Source organism: Spiroplasma endosymbiont of Cantharis nigra (genome assembly GCF_964019925.1).
Taxonomy (GTDB): Bacteria; Bacillota_I; Bacilli_A; order Mycoplasmatales; family Mycoplasmataceae; genus Spiroplasma_A.
Window position 1 is genome coordinate 626,374 of the sequence record NZ_OZ026470.1, and the last position, 21,091, is coordinate 647,464.

Here is a 21,091-nt window from a genome sequence, read left to right on the forward strand (position 1 = left end):
TAAACAAATAAAGATTAATTTAATTATACTAAAAAGTTCCTAAAAACACTACTTTTTTTATTAAAAAATTGAACTAATTTGAAATTTGTTACTTTTTAACATTTTAAGTTTAATAATATATTTTTTATTTTCAACTTCAACCTGATATGAATAATTTTTTAAATCAGTAATACTTACATTTTTTTGATTCAAAATATCATCATTTATTTTTTTATTATATTTAGATTGTTCTTGTCTAAATTCTTCTCATAAACTATCACTTTGTTCATTTTCTTCATTTGTTATTCATGATGTTAGTTTTTTAATACCTTGTAGATTTGCAAATAATGTCTGTAAATTAGTTTGAAATTTATAAAGGTTAACATCGCTTTTTTCATCATTTTTTAAGTCTAATAATTTTCTTAAATTTATTAATAATTCAGAAATATTGGTAAAATCAATTTTAAATTCACCTTTAAAATCCTCATTATTAGTTATATTTCAAAAAACTTCTTTATATGTTAATTTTCTCCCTAAAAATGTTAAATTAGTATTTTCTATAATATTTTTAATATTAATATCTTTTTCATTTTCTTCATTATTCAATACTAATAAAATTTTGTTAATAAATTTTCCACTATAAAGTTCATTTCATAATGAATTTTTGTAAATTTCATCAATTTTTTTCAAACTTTTTAGCCTTTCTTTTAAAATCTCATCTTTGATAATGGGGCTAACTAATGAACTATTCATAATATCAATAATTCCTTTAAAGTTTGAACCAGATACCAATGAATTGATTAACTCAATACATACACTTGCTAAGTTTATTCTATCAATTTTAAGTCATTTTAAAAGTTTTGCAATTATTGGTGATAATCCTTCAGTTATATAAAAAGTTGGAAATATCGCATTCATTGAAGCTTGTAGCAAGGGATTTATTCCTTTTAGTTGAATTTTTTCATCTGCAATTACTCCCATATTTGGGATTCCTAACCTATTTGTTTTTAGTTTAGGATTTTCATAACTTTGAAATAATAAAGCCAATATTAATTTTAAACCGTCACCATTTTTATATGTACTTTCTAAAAATTCAAAAAAGCTTAAAAAGTTTATTTCATTTTTAGTAGCATCAACTTTTGCATTTCTAAATAGTTCAATTTGTTTGAAATAGTTCTTATTTCCATTAGATTCACTTTCCGTATAAATTGTTCCTACTCCATTTACAATATATACAATTAGAGTTCTTACAAATCTAACTATTTCAGAAATTGCAAGTAGATCAATTATTAAATCAAAACTAATTGATTTTTCATTATTAAAAATTGATTTAAGATTAATTGTTAATTTAGTTATTGAGTTCAGAAATAATTGCCCCTCAACTTCATCTTTTGTTGGAATTTCTAGTTGATTTTTATTTCCAATAAGATAATCAATTGAGTTTGAAAAACCAATAATTGCTGAGTTTAAAGACTCTTGATTTGTAAAATCAGCATATGGCTCATTTGAAAAGGCATTTGAAAAGGCATCACTATTTTCCTTTGAAAGAATTTTGTCTAAATAACTAACTAAATAGTTATTACTTAAATTTACAATAAATGACGGAATTATTGTAAATAATTTAAATAGCAAAGCAATAATTTTACCATTACCTAATAATTCCAATAAATTAGGAATTGTTACAAGAATTGTTTCAAGAGTTGCGCTATTTTGAGGTTTAATATTACCTTCAAAATTTATTGTTTCAGCAACTTTTAAATCATCCTTAAAAAGATTTTTATCAAAATAATATCTATATAGTTCATCAAATCTTGAGTAAGAATTTAAATCATCTCTAGTATAATTATCATTTCCATATATATTTGATATATCTTTTATTCTTTTATTCTTTAATATACCATCCATTTGATAATCAAAATTATAGTTTTTTGTATCAGTTAAATAAATTGATTTACCAATTTGCTCAACTGCAGTTTGTAATGAAATATCATCTATTATTTTTTTATTTTTAGTACAAGAAACTACTAAAATAGCTGGTGAAACCACTAATAAAGAAGATCCAAAAATAGCTAATAATTTTTTCATAATTATTTAAACTCCTTTAAAACAATCTCTTTTATCATTTCTGAAACATATTCATGAACCAGTCTAGTTGGGTGAACAACATCAGTGAAAAAATATGAAGTCATTATTTTATCTCTTTTTTTAAAGTCATTCCCCCATAGATTTTGGTCTAAGGGTTGTCCTATAACCTTAACATCCAATTTAGTTTTGCTAAAAGTATTATTAATTTTAATTGTTTCAATATAATTTTTGAAGTTGACTTTTGAAAGTTCGTTAAAATTAAAAGTTTCTTTACCATTTATTTGTATTATATTTTTTTCGGCAAATGCTGCTCAAGTATTATATTCACTTTCAATTTCATTGCTAATAGTTTCGCCATATCCTTTTATAATATTTGGAAAATCATTTTCTCCTTCATATAGTGAAGTGTAAAATAAATTTCCAGAATAATAGCTATTAACTTCATTAACTAATTTATTGATTTTAATTTCATATTCTTTTCCAAGATCAATAATATCTTGTTTTTCTTCTCTATTGATATATCTAGGGATATTATCCATAATTGGAGGTCCCATAAATAAAATGTTTTTTACACCATTATTTAAAAGTGTAAATAATGTTGCTTTAATACTTTTAATAGATTCATTCATATATTCTATTACAGCTTTGTCATTTTGACTATCTTGACTTTGAATTAAAGAAAACATATCGTTACCTCCAATTTCAAAAAAGACTAAATCATTTGCTCCAATTTTTTGTTGTTTAACTAAAGTTCTGGCTTGTTCTTCTGTACTAAAGTCATTAATAATAATTCCATTTACAAATTCTGATGATTTTCCAGCTGTTGCACCACCAACTGAGTAATTTTTACCATAACCTTCTTTTGGATTACTTAATTTTGAGAATTTATTGCTAGGTTTCATTGCTCCAAAATTTAATTTTTCAGATAATAGATAACCTGCAGTCTTTCCATTACTAAAAGCACTATTATAAACACCTTCTTCTTCAAAGCCATATGCTCCTCCAAGTGTTAAATTGAAATCAACATATTGATCCAATGATGTATTTACTACAAATTTATCTTTAACATAAGTTGTTAAACCATTAACATCACTCAATGAGTCCCCTACTATAAAATAGTTGGTAAAACCAAAATGATCTTTTGGATTTGAACTTGTATCAATAGTTTTACTTTTATCAATATCCAAACCAATTTTTAAAGGACTTGTCTTAATAGTACTTGGTTGCTTTGGCATACAAGAAACTGTTGAAGTTACTGTTGAAATTGAAAACATAAATACAGTTAATAATGATAATAATTTTTTCATATTATTTTCCTTCCTTTATTTTTTTATCTTTCTCATTTCTTTTTTAAAATTATAAACATACCTATTCCACCAGGAATAACTAAAATATTTAAAAATATTAATACAGCACTAAATCTTAAAAAAATTAAAGTTGCTGTAAAATTTGGGAACTTCAAGTCATCTACTGTCACATATCTTATATTTTGATTTTTACTTAAAGTTTTATCTACAAAAGGATTTGTTAATTTAAGTGCAAAATTAATAGAATCAATTTGAGTATTTAAAAATCATACCTTGTTATTTACAAGTTTTGTTCCAATAGAATGTTTAATTTTTATACCATTTAATCCTGGTCCACTATATCGCATTTGTTCATCATAATCTTCTTGATTAAGAATTGTTTGTTGTTTCAAAGACATTTCATATGTATTTTTTGAAAAAATTTCTTTTAAACCACCACTTTTAAATATTCATTGAATTCCGGTGTTGACAAAGCCAAAAGATTGAAATTCTTCAGCTACACTCTTATCAAATTCAATAAAATTTAATCCAATATCATATAAATCAATTTGCTCTTTATTTTCTACTTTTTTTGCTCAATATTTTTCATACCATTCATCAGAGTAGTTTGAATATTTTAAGTAGAACATTTGTTTTTCTTGTGAATCTTCAAAATTTATTGTTGATAATGCATCTGCTTTAAATGAAGATTTTATAACGTGTTCCATCATTTCTTGATATAAAGGATGATTTGGGTCAAAAACAAATTTATTTTTAGGCATTATTCTCTTGATTTGCTTTTCGACACTATTAATAAAAGTTAATGATTCAATACCCATTCCTGGGACTGTCATAATAATGGTTAATATTGGAAAGCAAGTTGTTAAAGATAAAATTAATATTAATAATATCTTGTTGGATTTATTTTTAATATTTTTCATGCTTTTCTCCTTCCACTTACTTAAAGTATTATTTAGATTTTATATTATTTTTTTAGATAAACTAAAAACATTTTATAAAAAAGGGCAAAAATAAGAAATAAAACAGATTTTACTCTGTTTTATATATTTCTAAAATTATATTGAATGAATTTGCTACAACGCCACTAATTAATCTTCCTTGATGTCTTTCAAATTTATCATCAACAGAGCTAACCATTATTGTTGATTCACGATTATCAATCATACCATTTAAATTTGTAACAGTAATAAGTCCCTCTTTTAATAATTTTGATAAGAAAAATGGATCAATTTGAGAAAGTACACCATACTCTAATCTTTTTAAATAACCATATCCAGTAATTTTGGCATCAATAAGTTTATATTCTCTTATTATATTTTGAATTTGTTGGTCAATATCTTCCCCATTCTCCAAAAAAATAACTAATAAATTTGATTTTTCTTTTACTAACATTATTATTTCCTTCCCTATTGATTAACTTGTTGTTTCTTATTTTCTAATTCTTTTAATTTTTGTTTTTGTTTTGTAAGTTTTTTTGCCTTTGGATCATCTAAGTGTTTTTCTCTGAAACGCTTTTTATCTCTAATTGTATTTAAATTATTAATTTGCTCGCTACGATATGCAACTTCTTCATCTTTTAATTCTCTTAAATCTCTTAAAGTTTCATTTAATGACTTAACAATTTGATTTGTGGCAAACGGATCATTTGGATCATAATACATAATATTATCAAATATTTCTTGTGTTTCAACATTTGGCATTGTTCCTACTATTAGAGAGTGAAATCTATTATAGTTTTCCTTTAAATCTGCAATTTTTGCTCTTGTTGAATTTGGAAGAGTTTCCATCATAAAATCTGAAATAAATAATAAGTCAGCTCTTTTAAAATCTTCTGAATGCATTTTTTCTATAATTTTTTCAAAGGCTGGTTTAGCGTTAGTTTTACCATAAAAAGATTTGGCTAAAAATTCTAACATTTTTTGAATATTTACATTTTTACCATTAATGGTAAATTCTTCAACATGTTGATTTGCAAAGTTTACAAAAACTAAATCTCTATATTCTTTTAAAGCAACTTTAGATATGGCAATTGATAATGCTTTTGCAATATATTCACCAGCACCCTCCATAGAACTTGAAGTATCAATACAAATTATAAATTTTCCTTGTTCTAATGGTATTGGCGCTTCATATTCTACTTCTTCAATTTCATGTTCAATGACTCTTTCATTTGATTCAAATAAAAAAGTTTGAAGTTGTGATTCTACAAATTTCTTATAAAATATAATTTCTAAATCCTCATCAAATAGACTTGCAAATTCCATTGGAAGTAATCTTTCAAGATCTTTTGAAACAGTTAATCCTACAATTTCTTCTGGATTATATGGTAATTTAACTTCTGTTGGATATGTAACAACTTGCTCTGTTATATTTATTTCCATTAAATCATCTTCACCATTTAATCGCCCTAACATCTCAGCTATCATTAAAATTGAAGGATCTTTATATAAGAAGTCCGCAAATCTAGCTATTGATTCAATGTTTTGATTTCTTAGTTCATCTTCAATATTGGCTACTTTTCCAAAAACATCATACATTGTTTTATAAATTTTTGCATATTTTCCATAATTTTTTATTATTGAATATATTTCAACTAAATAGTTATATCTTAAGTCCTCTACAGCTTTCATTCTATAGTCAACAATTCTCTTTGTTAACATAAAAGTTCAAGTCTTAAAAAATTCAGTTAATCAATCTCTACCTTTTAACTCTAAATATCCATTATCAATTTTTCAACTCATTGTATCAATATACGTTGAAAAAGGAGAATCAAACTCGACTAATTTATTTTGAATTAGTCTTAAGTTCTGAGCAAAACTTACTTCATCATAATATTCAGAAATATAATTATAATAGATTATTTCTTTTCTGATTGGTTCAGGAAGTTTTATTTGTCTTATTGTAGACAAATTTGAAGCTGAATAAAAATTATTAATTTTATCATCTAATTGTTCAGCTGCATATTCATGATTTTTTTTAAATGTTAAAAATTCACTATTATGAATATCTTTTCGTCTAAGTTTTTCAATCTCTTTTTTGATTTCACTTACTGGTTTTTCTAAGTCAAATTTCATAATAGTTTCCTTCTTTACTTAAATTTCTAATTTAAAGTCTAAATCATCAATTGGATTTTTTATATTATCATTTTTTTCGTTTAGTTTAACTTGTTTTTCTAATTCAGCTTCTTGTTCTAATTGTTTTTTAGTCTTTGCATCAAATGCTTGTGCAATTTTTTCATCATAAATTTCTTCAAAGAAAATGCAATTCATATTCATATATTTTTTATACTCTTTAAACATTTTTGCTGACAATGCTTTATATTTAGTTTCAAGTTCAACAATATTATCAGCTAAATTATTCATTTGTTGATTAAATTCATTTGGACTTTCATTTTGTAATAAGTATTTTTTGTTTTCATTTACAAAAAGAATTTGATCTGCTTTATAAGCTTTAACCAATGTTTTTTGACTTCCTGAATATTTATTTAAATTTACTCCAAAATGTAAATCAATTTCAAATGATTCATTTGTTAAATTTCTTATTTTATTTCAATCAGCTGCAGATATGAAACAAATTTTATAACTATCTCCACCATCTGTAAAATTAATAAAATAGTATGTTCCATTAATTGCGCCTTTAAATGGATCAGTATACGGTGTTAATCTTAAAAATTGTGCTTCAACTTGACCAATTTGTGAGTTTACTAAATCAATTTGATTCATTAAATTTTTCTTTTCATTTCTTCATTCTAAACCAAATTGTTCCAAAAATGTATTAAAGAAAATTTCAGAATATTGCTTTTCTTGTTCTTCGTTATCTCAAATACAGTATGGAATTACAAATAAATCAGCAATATCAGTTTCTGATCTTCCATTATAAAAAGCACTTGTTTTCATTAAACCTGATATTTTTTTTCAACGTCTATCAGAAATATAAGCTTCTCCATTTGTTTCTTTTAATATTTTTTTTCTAAAATAGTGAATAAAGTCTAAAGTTTTTCTACTGATTTTTACTTGTTTTGATTGTTTTTTTCAAATTTCTAATTCTTGAATTGTAAGTTGAAGTTTTGGATCTACATCAACATCAAGTGATGATTCACCATCTAAAAGTTGTTCAAAATTATCATCACTTTTTAAACCTTCAGCTATAAATCTAATAATAAAACGGTCAAATAAAGCTTCCAATCCTTCACCTTCTGCAGGTAACTCATTTGAAGCTGAAATTAATAGTTTTAATGGAACTTTTATATCTGTTCCACCATTTCTAAAAAGCTTTTCATTAATAATTGTCAATAATGTATTTTGAATACTTGGTCCAGCTTTTCAAATTTCATCTAAAAAACCAACATTTGAAGCAGGTAGATAATTTTCAACAACTCTAACATATTTACCTTCTTTTAGTAATCTTAAGTCAATTGGTCCATAGATTTCTTCTGGAGTTGAAAACTTACTCATCAAGTATTCAAAATTAGTACCACCCTTAATTGCAAATTTTAATCTACGTGAGATTAATGACTTGGCAATACCTGGTTTACCTAAAAGGAAAATTGACTCTTCCGCTAAAAGAGCTAACATTGCTAATCTAAATATTGTTTCTTTTTCATAAACTTGAAATGAAATTGCTGTTATTAATTTTTTAATTCTTTCTGTAATATCCATAAAATTTCCCTCTAATATTTATTATTATAAAACATTAAGCCTCTTTTTAAAAGAGTTGTTGGCTTAATTCTCAAATAATTCTTCTCTACGTTTTTTGTACTTATCTTTTTTAATTTTTGCTATTGACTCTTTAATATGCTTTCTTCTAATATCTTTTTTAAGTTTATCTACTTCAGCTTTTCTACGTTTTTTATATCCCGGTTTTACTTTTTGACCCTTATATTTATCAATAATTTTTTTAGTTTCAACATTTACTGGCAAATTTGCATTAAATTCTTTTTTCTTTTTGACAGTATTAATTTCAATTAATTGATTATTTGCCAATTTAAAGTTAGAAAATGAAATACCTTTTGACTTTAGTTCATCAATTTGGTGCTGATTTGTAGAGTTAAATAAAACATAACTTTGGCCGGAATATTGATTTCTTCCAGTTCTACCACTTCTGTGAATATAATAATCTAAGTCTTTTGGCAGGTCAACTGAAATAATATGACTTACTCCATCAATGTCAATTCCTCTTGCCGCTACATCTGAAGCTACAATTCATTTAAAATCCCCATTTTGAATTCTTTTTTGCATATTTGTTCTTTGTCTTGAGTCTAAATCTCCATGTAACTCACCTACATTTTTAATGCCAAATTCATTTAGTCAAGAAATAATCTCTTTTATTTGATCTTTTTTATTTAAGAAAATCATACAAACATAAGGGTTAATTTCACTTACAATTGTTCTAAGAACTTCCTTATTTTCCTTATTTTTTGTTCAAACAAGAACATGCTCAATATTTTTATTAGTTGGATTTGAATCCTTATTTTCTATAAAAATGGAATTTGATAAATATTTTTGTAAAAAAGGTCTTAATCCATTATTAATTGTTGCAGAAAATAAAGAGATGTTTACATCCTTATTAATTTTTGAAAGCATAAAGTCTACTTCTTCAATAAAACCAAGATCAAAAATCATATCACATTCATCAATTACTACATATTTTGCAGTAGTAATAAATAAATTACCTTCTTCATACATTTTTTTTAGTCTTGTTGGTGTTCCAATTACAACAGTTGGTTGTTTTGTTTTAACATTTTGAATTGATTTTTCAATATCATCTCCACCAACAAATAATCCAACTGTTCCCTTATCATTTAACTTCAAAATATCTTTAGTATTTTCATAAATTTGTCTAGCAAGTTCTCTTGTTGGAGTTACTATTAAAAATTGAATTTTATTTTTTTCATCATATGCAATATTATTTAATATAGGCAATAAAAAAGAATGCGTTTTTCCAGTTCCTGTGTGCGACTGAGCAATAACTGATCTATGTTTCTTTATAAGTGGAATAACTTTCTCTTGAATTTTAGTTGGATAGACAAATCCAATTTCTTCTAAAGCATCATTAATAAATTTTTTAAAACCAAAATCTGAAAATTTCATATTATTTCACCTATTTCATACAACATATATTATATATTATTAATCTATATCTAGATAGTCCTCTCCCTTTTCAACTTCAACTTTTGACAGATCTAAATAATCTCATTGTCTTAAAACTTCATAAGTGGCAATTCCCACAGAGTTGGCAATATTAAGACTTCTTCCTGAACTTACCATAGGAATTCTAAAACATTTGTCAATGTTATCTTTTAAAATTTTTTTTGGAATACCTGTTGATTCTTTTCCAAACATAATAAACACCTCATCATTAATTTGGCTAAATTCAAAATCAGTAATTGGTTTTTTACCATATCGAGTCATGCAAAATATATTAGCATTTGGATTGCAATTTATGAAGTCATTTCAATCATCATATCTTACATATTCACAACCTTCAAAATTATTAGCACTACTTCTTGCAAAATTTCTTTTATCGAAAATAAAACCAAATGGTTCAATTAAATGTAGTTTTGAGTTTGTAAGTGCGCAAGTTCTCATTATAGCTCCAACATTATCAGCAATTTCTGGTTGAAACAATACTATATTAATTTTTCTCATTTTTTTGCCCTCCTTAAAAATAGTTATTCTTTTTTAAAAATTCTTTTAGTAAAGTTATTGAACGGTTACGATGTGATATAGAGTTTTTTTCTTCTTTGGTCATTTGGGCAAAAGTTTTATCAAAATTATCTGGTTTGAAAATTCTGTCATATGCAAAACCATTTTCTCCAATTTGACTGTCAACAATAACTCCTTTTACTATTCCCGTAAATACTTGCTGAACACCCTTATTCTTGTCAATTAGGGCAATTGAAGATGTAAAAAATGCTTTTCTTTCTTCGCTTTTCATTAAATTTTCTCGCTTTAACTTTTCCAATAATAAATCATTTATTTTCATCCATTCTGTTTCTGGTTTAGCTCATCTTGCTGAATAAATTCCAGGAAAGTCATCTAAACATTTAATACTCAGTCCTGAATCATCTGCAACAACTACTCCCTCAACTATCTGCGATAATGTCTTAGCTTTAAATAAAGCATTTTTCTCAAATGTTGGTTCATCTTCGGGTATATCAATTAAATCAGGAAGATCTTTTAACGATTTAATTTCCATTTCAGGAATCATTTCTTTAATCTCTTTAATTTTATTAGAATTTTGTGAAGCAAATCATAAAACGTTCATATAAATAACTCCTTTTAATTTCTAATTAATATTATAATAATAATAGCAATAAGGAGTAAAATAAATGAAATTTAATGGTTATACAAACAAAGTAACCCTAGAAAATGATATTTTGAAAAAAGAGTCAATACCTTTTCATGATATTTATCTAGATAAAAAAAATGAATATAATTTTTTGCAACAATTAATTAAAACTGAGCAAGATGTATTATTAACTCCGTTAAAGTTCTATTGAAAAGATAATAAATTATTTTCAGAATATAAATTTTTAAGTAATTATCAAACCCTTAAAAATATTAAAATAACTAAGGAAATAATTAATAATGTAACTAATTTAATAAAAAAACTTCATAAGCTTAACTCAAAAGAATTTAAAATAAATAAATTTAATTATCAAAAATTTTTAAAAATTTTTAAAAATAACATTGATAATCCATTAACTAATTTTGAACCTTATTTGAAGGAAATAAATAACTATATTGATAAATTTGATAAGTTAAAATTGGTTTTAAGTCATAATGACTTAGTGCCTGGAAATATTTTAATAAATAAAAATGAGATGATTTTAATTGATTACGACTATATTTCCTTAAATAACAAGTTCTTTGATATAGCAAGTTTTATCAGTGAAACTTTAAATGATGATGAAGAACTAATTAACTACTTTATAAAGAAATGTATTGAAGAAAAATTAGTAAATATTAATGAAATTGAAACTTTAAATTTAATGATTAAATACCAAGACCTTTTATGAACATTATGATCGAATTTTATGTTTGAAAAAGAGAAACAAAATATTTTTAAAGATATTTTTGATCATAAATTAGAAAGATTAAAAAACAGAAAGATATACTAATCTTTCTGTTTTTTTTGTCTTTGCTTTTCTTCTTTTTGATCCAATTTATCTATTATTTTTTTCATTTTAAGATTTCTTTTTAACTCTTGTTCTTGTAGTTCTTTTGTTATTTTTTCATCTAATTCTATTTTAAAATTCTTTAATTCTTCTATCTTATTTTGTTTTTTAATTAAATAACTTTGATATCTTTGAGCTCTTAATAATTTATTACTCGGTATAATCTCGCCATTTTTATAAGCCTCTAGCGCTCTTTCATAATCCTCTATTTTTTTGTTTTCCTTATTTCTAAATAAAACACTTATAAAAACAAAAAATGGAGTTGCTATTATAACAAAGGCAACTATAGCAATAAATCTAACAAATATTCAAATACCTGAAGTATTCATAAAACTACCAAATAAAATTAATATAATTAAGATCAAAGTAATTAAGGAACTAAAAGTAAACATATCGGCTTCATGAAATTTAAACTTATAAAATAAATATGTTATCAAAAAACTGTATAAAAAGTACACAGTACAAATTAGTGAAACATAACCTACATTTGGATATGGCAATTTACTTGTAAGAGAAAAATTAAAGTCAAATCCAACACAAAATCAAATAGTTAAACCAGGAATTATTGATTCTATAATTAAAAAAAGTAAACTCTTAAAAAATGGAGTTCTTGATTCATTAAAGTTTTTAATTTGATTATTTAACATTAGAACTTCTCCTTTAATACTTATTATAAATACAAAATAAAAAAATCCCTTAAGGGATTTGAATTTTCATAATGGAGCGGGTGAAGGGAATCGAACCCTCACAGTCAGCTTGGAAGGCTGAAGTTCTACCATTAAACTACACCCGCGTATAATCACATTAATAAATATATATAATTACTACGCAGATGTCAATACTTTTAAAATATTTTTTATACTTTAAGATTTTATATTTTTAACTTATTTTTTCACTTAATGAAAAGAACAATGAAATTAATGCATAACATCTATACTTATAAAAGAAATTATTATCTTGAAAGTTAATTAACATATGTTTTTGTTCTTTAATCTCAGGTAGCTCTGATATATTACTTGGAGTAGTTATAATAAAAATTTCATTTTTGGCTTTTATTAAATACTCTAAAGCAATTACTGTAGTATCAGTATCTCTCCCAGTTAAAAGAATAACAACTAATTCATTATGAAACTCTAAGTGTTTCCCAACTTCTAAATTTATAGAGATGTCAATTATTTTGGTTTGAATTCCAACATTGGTTAAAACATCCTCTAAAAATTTAGCTGAATACATCGATTGATATGATGGACATATTCATACTTTCCTTCTTTCATTTATTTTACTAGCTAAGTCATATAAGAAACCATCATTTTCAGTAACTCAGTTGTTTATGACAGCTCTCATTCCTGTCATATCAGCTTCATTAGGTTGATCTGCTCTTATTTTATTTTGCATAACATTTTCATATTCTACTTTTAATCTAATTGATAATTCTTTATATCCTTCACAATAGCAAGCCTTTGCAAATTGTGTAGCCGTAGCTAAAGAAACAAAACACATTTTGCTAATTTCACTTTGACTTTTAAAGATTCCAACAGATCAATCTGCTAGAATTTGTTTTCCAATTAATTTAAAAGTAGTATTTTTATTGTCCTTAATTAAGTTCTCTACTCTTTCGTAAACAGACAACATTATTAAGTCTCCTAACTTGTTATTCAATTTTTAAGTTAAAGATTTGATCTGATATATTCAATAATTTCATTAGATATGTCTTCAAAATTTTTATAATCATGTTCAAATCATTTAACGTTATTTAATTGATTTTTGAATCAAGTTAACTGCCTTCTTGCATAATGCCTATTATTTTGTTGCATCAGTTCGATACATTTTTCATAATCTATTTCTTTTTCAAAATATTTTATGATTTCTGGACCTCCAATACATTTTAAAGATTGGGCTTTTTTGTCAAAATTATTAGCCTTATAAGCCAATTGTATTTCTTCAAACAAACCCTTTTCTATTAAGCTAAGTACCCTATTGTTTATTTTACTATATAATTCCTCTCTTTTGGCAGATATTCCAATAATTAATAAATTATTATAAAGATACTTTTTATTGTCCTTTGTTAGTTTAGTTTTTGTTATTCCTGTTAGTTGAATAAGTTCCAAAGCTCTAATTAATCTATATCTATTATTCATATGAATTTTTTTGGCCTCTAAACTATCTTTTAAATTTAAAACTTCTCAAATCTCTTGATTTGATTTTGTATCATATTTTTTTGCATAATTATCAATATGATCATCACTGCTAAAGTTATAATCCATTAAAACCGAATTAATATAAAGTCCTGTTCCACCAATAAGTATAGGAGTTTTTTCATTCTCCAATACTTTTGCAATTTTTTCTCTTGCATGCTTTTGAAATTCTGCTACTGAGTAGCTTTCATTAACTTCTTTTATAGAAAGTAAATGATGTTTAATCCCTTGCATTTCTTGAGTTGTTATTTTATTTGTTGCTATATCTGTTCCTTTAAAAATTTGAGTAGAGTCTGCATTAATACATTCTCCATTAAATTCCTTTGCAATTTTAATTGATAGGTCTGTTTTCCCACTTGCTGTTGGTCCAACTATAACTATTATTTTATTCATAATTATTACTACCTTTCAAAAATTGACAAAAAAAAATATTCCCACCCGCTATCAAATGCATGAGAAAGGAAATACTTATTTATTGAGCGGTCTTTAATATCTCACGCAAACATAAAGAATAACAAATATTCTTGGCGTCCCTAAGGACATAATAATTATATAATAAAAAAACCTTACATAAATAAGGTTTTTTTATTATTTTTTTGTTACTGCTGATCTAATTTTAATGTTTACTTTTCTTGGTTCAACTATTGAAGGTTGGAATAAAACAGTTTTTCTTGTTTTTCCTAGTTGATTACCAGCAATTTTTACTTCTTTTTTCTGATTAAAAAGACCTGAAATATCTCTTCCACCAGTAACTACAGCTACTCAATTTTCGTCTAATTTACGTTTAACTTTTGCATTTAATCAATGTAAAGCAACAACGTTATTTACATCATCTCTTTCACCATCTTGATCAATTAAACAATAAACTCAACCGAATTCTGATGCTTGTCCATATTCGCTAACTTTAATAATTGCTCCAGCTATATCTTGTCTATAAATAGATGAATTTGTTGCTGAAACTGGATCTGATTTCTCTCAAATAAATTTTTGTTGTCCATCAGTTAATTTGATGTCTTTATTTATAATTTTCTCTGGTTTTGGATCTGAAACTTTTTTTCTTGTTTGAATATGTTCAGGTCTCATTTTATTTGAAGCAGCTCTTTTAACAGCTGTTGTTTTAGGTTTTTTTGCAGTTGTGCTTTTTGCAATTAATGATTTAGTAGTTGATTTTTTAGCAGTTGTTGATTTTTTTACTGCTACTTTTTTAGCACTTGTTGCTTTTTTAGCACTTGTACTTTTTCCTGTTGTTGATTTTGCAGTTGCCATATAGTAACACCGTCTTTCTAATAAAAATACTAAATTTTGATAATAAAAATTATATTTTTATTATCAAAATATGATTTAATTATACATTATTTTTTAAAACTATTCTACTCAAATAATAATAGATAAAAAAATAATATAATTACTACACTATTTTCTTATTTTTAATTTTTCAATAATTGTCTTATATCTTTCAACATCTTTTTTAAACAAAAAGTTTAACAAATGTCTTCTTTGAGCTACTTTTTTTAATAAACTTCTTCTTGAAGTAATATCTTTTTTATGTATATTCAAGTGCTCTGTTAAATTTTGAATATCTTGAGTTAAAATAGCAATTTGAACTTCAGCTCTACCTGTATCATTTGCATTAACTCCGAATTCTTTAACAATATTTTCAATTTGTGTTTTAGAAACCATGTCTATAACCCCCTATTAATCCTTGATTGAAAATTGTTTTATCATAGAAAAGATTTAGGGTAAATCAAATCAAAGACAAAACATCAATACTTAAAAAGTATATCAAAAATAAAGCCTTTTTTATACTTTTTTTAAAAATTCAATATCTAATAATTCCTTTTTGCATTTTAATTTAATAATATTGTTTTCTAATTCTATTTGCAGAGTTTTGCCCTCAATTAGAACCAAATATTTTCCATTTGCTATGTTTATATTATAGTCTTCCATCAAAAAACTATTTTCCCTATTTCTTTTAAATCTAGCTGAAAAGTTACCATCAATTATTTTATTAACCTCACTAATTTCTCCTTTTGCCAAATTACTCTTTAAAAGTGAAGTTGAAATATTTAGAATTCTTTTAAAAACTATAATATTTTCAACTCCAAAAAAATCCTGCAAATGAGAAATATTTCCCTGACCTTTATAAGCAAATCTAAAATCATCGCCTATAACTATTTTTTTAACATTTAGTTTCTCTTTTAAAAATAAACAAAATTCATTAGGATTTAATTTGATAGTTTCATTATTAACTTCTATCTCAAATATATAATCAGGTTTATAATTCTTTTCAATATTTTCATACTTATTATTTTTTGACTGTAAAGTGTTTTTTATTCCTTTTAAAAAATCTGAAACTTTTTCTGAAAAAGTGATTATAGATCAAACAAAATTTTTTTCTTTTGCAATTCTTTTTGCTTCAGAAAAAATTGCTTTATGCATTTTGTGAATACCATCAAAAAAACCAATACAAATAACATTTCCTTTTTGCTCCAAGTTGAAATTTTCATTATTTTTAAGAAAGGTTTGATATTTAATCATAATAACCATTTCTTTCAGCTTCAGTTAATTGATCCAATGGAACCTCATCTCATAATCCTCTTTGACATTTATAAAGATCATGTGCAATGTGCTTATAAATTGCAATTACCTCTTTTAAATCATTAATAATAAAAATTATTGGGTAGTTAATGCCACTTAAACTAATTGCCTTACCTTGTTTAATATCTCTAATTCTATGATACTCAATTAATGTATGTTCATTTTTCATTAAAGCATCATACATTGACATTAAATCTTTTTGCTCTATTTGCTCAATTGTCTTGGCCTCACTTAAATTTAAACCTCCAGAAGATGTTCGTTCTAATTGAGAAACCGTAGCAATTGTTTGTAAATCTTTTGCAAAATCAGTAACTAAACTTCTAATATATGTGCCTTTACTACATCTAACATTTAATTTAATTGTTCCCAATTTTTGATTAAATTCTATTAATTCACAACTTTTAATAGTAACCTTTTTTGGTTTAATTTCAACTTCTTGTTGTTTTCTTGCATATTCATATAGTTTTTTACCATCAACTTTAACTGCTGAATATATTGGTGGATACTGGTCATAAATATAGCCATTATATTTATTAACCACTTCTTTTACTAGTGATTTTGAAATTTTTTTATAGCCCTCTTCTTGTACTACTTTTCCTGTAATATCTTGTGAATCAGTATGTATAAACAGTTTCATGGTTACAATATAACTTTTATCACTACTTAAAATATAGTTTGATATTTTTGTTGCTTGATTGATTAAAATTACCATCAATCCTGTTGCTAGAGGGTCCAAAGTTCCAGCGTGACCAATTTTTTTAATATTAAATTTTCGCTTAATATTTTGAATTAAATCATTTGAAGTAATTCCTTCTGGTTTACGTACTAAAAGTACTCCTGATTTGCCATCCATTTTATTTCCTCCAAAACATTTCCTATATTTATTATTACACATAACCCATTATTGCTATAAAAATTATTTCTAAAAATATGTTATAATATACTAAGTTAAAGAATTTAGGTGATTATTATGCGTAGAAAATCAGATTTTTATAAAAATATTGAAAATGAATTTAAGATTATTTCTGAAAAGGAACATTTGAATAGTTCAGGTAACCCTGTAAGTAATCTCAATACAAAAATGTTTTATTTATTAAAGCATCACTTTAATTCATTTGAAGAATTCGATCAAGCAATAATAGAAGAAATTTCAAATACACTACAATCACTTGAAGAAGTAATTGTAAAAAAAGCGCTTTCTTTTCAAAGACTAGCAAAAGAGGTATTCAGTGAAAATATTAATCCACAAAAATGAGTGGATTTTGCTCAAAAAGAAGCACAAGCTTTAAGTTATGAAATGTATGATGAAAGTGAAATTAAATATTTAAGACATTTTCATATTGTTTGACTTACATGAGTTTATTGTGATGAAGAATTAAAAAAACTAAGAATTAAAGCAAGTAGAGATGTTTATAATAATATTGGTCAAGTTGAAAAAGATTATATCAGAAAACGTGCACAAATGTTAAAAGACCATAATGGTGGAACTGACAAGTGATAATTTATAAGTAATAAAAAAGTTGTATTTATTTAATACAACTTTTTTATTACTTATAACTTAAAAAACCCTTTTGAAAAAAGGGATATTTAAGTTATCTTTTAAAGAAAATATGACTATCCTTTAATTTTTCTATACTCAGGTTTTGGATTTTTTAATGAACTTGTTCAATCCCCTGCAAAGGCTCTAGCAAAGTCATATTCTTCTAAATAAGCTAAACCATGAGTTAATAAACTTTTATTTATTGGTTTATTCGTATGCACATCTAAACCTCTATCATCATTCATTGATCACATTCCAATATATCCTAAACCAACATTATGGCTTCAATTATACAATTCTTTTGCATCTTCTTCAGTAAAAACACCTCAAACTGTATCATTAACACCAATCATTGGTGTTGCACCAATTAATTTATAAAGACCATCATTACCAATTGAAACTTTTCCATAATTACTTTCAATTGAAGTTGCTAAGTTATTTTTTGTAGCATTTACTGCTTGTCTTGCTAAATCAAAGTTAGTTAATCCATCTTTAATTGCCTGTACATAAATTGGATCACCATAATCCATTAACATTAAGTTAACAACTGGTAAATCTTTTTCACTTAATCCAGCTTTTTTAAATTCCTCAACAAATATATTCATTACACGATAACCAACAGAAGTTAAACCAGTTGGCAATACTGGTAAAGTTAATGAGAAATCTCAATCCTTATCTTCTTTTTTCATTTCAGCAATTGTTGCTGCCAATAATCTATTATCATCATCTAATTCTTGAGCATGTCCCTCAATATCAAAGTCAATTGCTTTTGGCATTTTAACGTTTTTACCTTTTTTATAAGCTAATTTTACCAATGATTCTTGATATCCAATTAAAGTTTCTTTAAGGTCATTTTTTGCTTTTTGAGAATTATTAGGATTTAATTTATTTGCTAAAGTTCAAGGATTTTTTTCTGTAAATCCTCCTGTAGTTGCTCCACCATAAGCTACTTTAATATTTTCAAATTTATTTTGTTCTGCCATAGGTTTTAAAATCTTTTCTCAGAATTGACTGCTTTCTCATCATTCATAACCTTCAGTACCTGTTTCACTACCTGCAATTGACAAGTCTAATTTATCTCCATGATTATTAACTTGTTGTACAAATGCTAGTGTTAAGTGATCCATTCCATTAACACTGGAAATAATATTTTTCATATTATTTCCTTCATATAACCCAGCATCTAAATAAGGTGAGAAATATGTTGATTTATTTGCTTTTGCTTTTTTAGTAATTGAAGATTTTCTATTTGGATTTGCTTCACTTCATTTTGTATAAAGACTCTTACCTTGTCCAGTTGGAGGCATAATTACTTCTCCACCACCAGTTCCTGCTCCAGGTCCAGGGTTTGTTCCCCCTCCACCTTCTCATGAAGGTCCTTCTCAATTACCAGGGTTTTCTAAATTGTCTAATGCTTTATTTGCTTGAATATCATTTTTATAATCAATAGCCTTTAATTGACTAATAACTTCATCTTTATCTGTAATTTCCTTTGGAATATCATTTTCTAATAAAGTTCCATTTAATGCTTCTGCATATGTAAATTGTTTGAAACCTGAACCAGATCTAATGTTTTGATCTAATGCATTTTGGTCAGCTTGAGCTGCACCTGTTAATCCATTATCTTGAAAATGACTTGGTACATCTCTTGAGATATAGAACATTCCTAAACCACCAAATCCCTCTTTAACAGCTCAAGTTCTTAATTGGACTGCATCTTTTGGAGTAAAGTTATAAGCAGCAGCTTCAGCTCTTCTTCCAATTCAAGGAGTGATTTTAATTCTTTTTTTCATGTAACTTAGATATTTTATATCATCATTTGCCACTTCATTTATTTTCGCTCAGTTTTTAGCTGTTTGTTCAGCTCCATCTTGAATTTGTTTTAATTCTCAATCATCATTAGTATTAACATCATTGGGTACAGTCAAATAACCTGTAACTAAATTTAATCTAAAATTAATACCCAAATATTTTGTAAAGTTATACAAAGGATAAATTTCATCACCTAATAAATTTAAATTATTAAGTCCCTCTTGACCAAATCCCTCAGCTAATGCAACTCCATATTCTGTTGACATTACAAGTGATAATTGGAAATCATAAGTTGGATCACTTTCAATTAATATTTTTAAAGCACTGGCTAGTAATTTTTGAGAATCAGCATAATCTCCTCTAGCTGATAAATATGGTGCTGCAAAATAGAAATCAAATTTTTTAGTGCTATATTTATCCCCAACTGCTTTAATAACTTCTGCTAATTCTTCAGGAGTCTTATTATTTTGTCATGCAGTATGTCATAAAGAATTGGCAAAAGGTCCAAATGAAATTCTTACATTTTCTGGATTTAAATGTCCGCCATTTTCGTGACTTGTTATTTTAGTTTTAGAACTTTTTTTTGTTCAATCTCTATATCTATCATTAAATCATTTAGCATATTCAGTTTCTTCACCTTCTTTAGCTAAAATACCTTGTCCATCACCTTTTGCAGGCCCAGCATTTCACATTGGAACTAAATCACCAGTATCTGCTGCATTTTGCATAAATCCTAATGTTACTTCTGAATTTTGTGTAATAACATTTTCTTTACCAGCTATTTCACCTAAGTCATTATAAATGATATTTTTTCCATTTAAACTTTTTTCTGCTTCATCTCTTGTACCTTGACTTTTTCCTTTATCTTTCATCAAGTATTCTGCTGTATCTTCAACAATTCCCATATCTGCATAAGGTGAAAATACAAACTCACCATCATTAACTGCTAATTTTTCAACACCTGCTAAAGAAGATCTTTCTCCTTCTTTAATAACTCCATAATTTGAACTATTTTTATTTGTATTTTTTGTTAATAAGTCTTTTGATATTTGCTTTTTAACACTATTTTCTTTTATACTATTAATTTCACTATTTATGTTTCCATTACCTTTTCATTGTTCACCTGTTTGAAATGTTTTGTCTTTTGCATCAATTACTTTTCCACAAGCTACAACTGAACCACCAGCAGATACAACTAAACTTGTACTTGCTAATAAATTTAATAATTTTTTCATATTTTACCCTTATCTATTTAGTATAAATTATTACTAATATTTTTATTATATCTAAAAAACATTTATTTTTAAAAAATGATTTTATATTTTAAAAATATTTTTATAGAAATAATTGGCATTATAAATTGAAAAAAAACTCTTTTAAAAGAGTTTTTTTGAAT

The 21,091-nt window shown here is 25.3% G+C and carries 19 protein-coding genes and 1 tRNA gene; 2 read left to right on the forward strand and 18 right to left on the reverse strand.

Going from position 1 to position 21,091, the window contains the following annotated elements:
- Positions 1 to 60 precede the first annotated feature (60 nt).
- The 9 genes from AACL04_RS02665 to rdgB form a co-directional block, all read right to left on the reverse strand.
- A complete protein-coding gene (locus AACL04_RS02665) occupies positions 61 to 2,064 on the reverse strand; it encodes a lipoprotein (RefSeq protein WP_339029323.1) in 2,004 nt (667 codons plus the stop codon).
- Between the two features lie 2 nt (positions 2,065 to 2,066).
- Positions 2,067 to 3,371, reverse strand: a complete 1,305-nt coding sequence (locus tag AACL04_RS02670) for an SGNH/GDSL hydrolase family protein (protein WP_339029324.1) — start codon at positions 3,369 to 3,371, stop codon at positions 2,067 to 2,069.
- A 23-nt stretch (positions 3,372 to 3,394) separates the two neighbouring features.
- Positions 3,395 to 4,291: a hypothetical protein gene (locus AACL04_RS02675; RefSeq protein WP_339029326.1), complete on the reverse strand. Its 897-nt coding sequence runs from the start codon at positions 4,289 to 4,291 to the stop codon at positions 3,395 to 3,397.
- Between the two features lie 109 nt (positions 4,292 to 4,400).
- The gene (locus tag AACL04_RS02680; protein ID WP_339029328.1) at positions 4,401 to 4,763 is read right to left on the reverse strand and encodes a PCC domain-containing protein; all 363 of its coding nucleotides are present in this window, start codon (positions 4,761 to 4,763) and stop codon (positions 4,401 to 4,403) included.
- A gap of 14 nt (positions 4,764 to 4,777) precedes the next feature.
- The gene (locus AACL04_RS02685; protein WP_339029330.1) at positions 4,778 to 6,445 is read right to left on the reverse strand and encodes a hypothetical protein; all 1,668 of its coding nucleotides are present in this window, start codon (positions 6,443 to 6,445) and stop codon (positions 4,778 to 4,780) included.
- A gap of 18 nt (positions 6,446 to 6,463) precedes the next feature.
- Positions 6,464 to 8,029, reverse strand: coding sequence for an AAA family ATPase (locus AACL04_RS02690; RefSeq protein ID WP_339029332.1), 1,566 nt, complete (start codon positions 8,027 to 8,029; stop codon positions 6,464 to 6,466).
- 63 nt (positions 8,030 to 8,092) lie between these two features.
- Positions 8,093 to 9,460 (reverse strand): DEAD/DEAH box helicase, encoded by a 1,368-nt coding sequence (locus tag AACL04_RS02695; RefSeq protein WP_339029333.1) that lies wholly within the window; start codon positions 9,458 to 9,460, stop codon positions 8,093 to 8,095.
- A 39-nt stretch (positions 9,461 to 9,499) separates the two neighbouring features.
- Positions 9,500 to 10,018 (reverse strand): tRNA (cytidine(34)-2'-O)-methyltransferase, encoded by a 519-nt coding sequence (locus AACL04_RS02700; RefSeq protein ID WP_339029334.1) that lies wholly within the window; start codon positions 10,016 to 10,018, stop codon positions 9,500 to 9,502.
- A 13-nt stretch (positions 10,019 to 10,031) separates the two neighbouring features.
- Positions 10,032 to 10,637 carry an RdgB/HAM1 family non-canonical purine NTP pyrophosphatase gene (gene rdgB / locus AACL04_RS02705; RefSeq protein ID WP_339029335.1) on the reverse strand — a complete coding sequence of 202 codons (606 nt, stop codon included), beginning with the start codon at positions 10,635 to 10,637 and terminating at the stop codon, positions 10,032 to 10,034.
- A 64-nt stretch (positions 10,638 to 10,701) separates the two neighbouring features.
- On the opposite strand from rdgB, the gene AACL04_RS02710 reads away from it, so the two are divergent.
- Positions 10,702 to 11,493 carry a phosphotransferase family protein gene (locus AACL04_RS02710; protein ID WP_339029336.1) on the forward strand — a complete coding sequence of 264 codons (792 nt, stop codon included), beginning with the start codon at positions 10,702 to 10,704 and terminating at the stop codon, positions 11,491 to 11,493.
- Here the strand turns inward: AACL04_RS02710 and AACL04_RS02715 are convergent.
- From AACL04_RS02715 to truB, 8 genes are all read right to left on the reverse strand, one after another.
- On the reverse strand, positions 11,490 to 12,197 hold the full coding sequence (locus AACL04_RS02715) for a DxFTY motif-containing membrane protein (protein ID WP_339029337.1): 708 nt from the start codon (positions 12,195 to 12,197) through the stop codon (positions 11,490 to 11,492). The two genes, AACL04_RS02710 and AACL04_RS02715, sit on opposite strands and share 4 nt — an antisense overlap.
- 72 nt (positions 12,198 to 12,269) lie before the next feature.
- Positions 12,270 to 12,343, reverse strand: a tRNA-Gly gene (locus tag AACL04_RS02720).
- 86 nt (positions 12,344 to 12,429) lie between these two features.
- Positions 12,430 to 13,182, reverse strand: a complete 753-nt coding sequence (locus tag AACL04_RS02725; RefSeq protein ID WP_339029338.1) for a hypothetical protein — start codon at positions 13,180 to 13,182, stop codon at positions 12,430 to 12,432.
- 35 nt (positions 13,183 to 13,217) lie between these two features.
- Positions 13,218 to 14,138 carry a tRNA (adenosine(37)-N6)-dimethylallyltransferase MiaA gene (gene miaA, locus AACL04_RS02730; protein ID WP_339029340.1) on the reverse strand — a complete coding sequence of 307 codons (921 nt, stop codon included), beginning with the start codon at positions 14,136 to 14,138 and terminating at the stop codon, positions 13,218 to 13,220.
- Between the two features lie 195 nt (positions 14,139 to 14,333).
- Positions 14,334 to 15,011, reverse strand: coding sequence for a hypothetical protein (locus tag AACL04_RS02735; RefSeq protein ID WP_339029342.1), 678 nt, complete (start codon positions 15,009 to 15,011; stop codon positions 14,334 to 14,336).
- A 147-nt stretch (positions 15,012 to 15,158) separates the two neighbouring features.
- A complete protein-coding gene (gene rpsO / locus AACL04_RS02740) occupies positions 15,159 to 15,425 on the reverse strand; it encodes a 30S ribosomal protein S15 (protein ID WP_339029344.1) in 267 nt (88 codons plus the stop codon).
- A gap of 120 nt (positions 15,426 to 15,545) precedes the next feature.
- A complete protein-coding gene (locus AACL04_RS02745; RefSeq protein WP_339029346.1) occupies positions 15,546 to 16,283 on the reverse strand; it encodes a hypothetical protein in 738 nt (245 codons plus the stop codon).
- Positions 16,276 to 17,196, reverse strand: coding sequence for a tRNA pseudouridine(55) synthase TruB (gene truB, locus AACL04_RS02750; protein ID WP_339029348.1), 921 nt, complete (start codon positions 17,194 to 17,196; stop codon positions 16,276 to 16,278). The genes AACL04_RS02745 and truB overlap by 8 nt, the downstream gene beginning before the upstream one ends.
- A gap of 117 nt (positions 17,197 to 17,313) precedes the next feature.
- On the opposite strand from truB, the gene AACL04_RS02755 reads away from it, so the two are divergent.
- Positions 17,314 to 17,844, forward strand: a complete 531-nt coding sequence (locus tag AACL04_RS02755) for a hypothetical protein (RefSeq protein WP_339029349.1) — start codon at positions 17,314 to 17,316, stop codon at positions 17,842 to 17,844.
- 113 nt (positions 17,845 to 17,957) lie between these two features.
- Here AACL04_RS02755 and AACL04_RS02760 read toward each other — a convergent pair whose 3' ends face one another.
- Positions 17,958 to 20,930 (reverse strand): lipoprotein, encoded by a 2,973-nt coding sequence (locus tag AACL04_RS02760; protein WP_339029351.1) that lies wholly within the window; start codon positions 20,928 to 20,930, stop codon positions 17,958 to 17,960.
- Between the last annotated feature and the right edge of the window lie 161 nt (positions 20,931 to 21,091).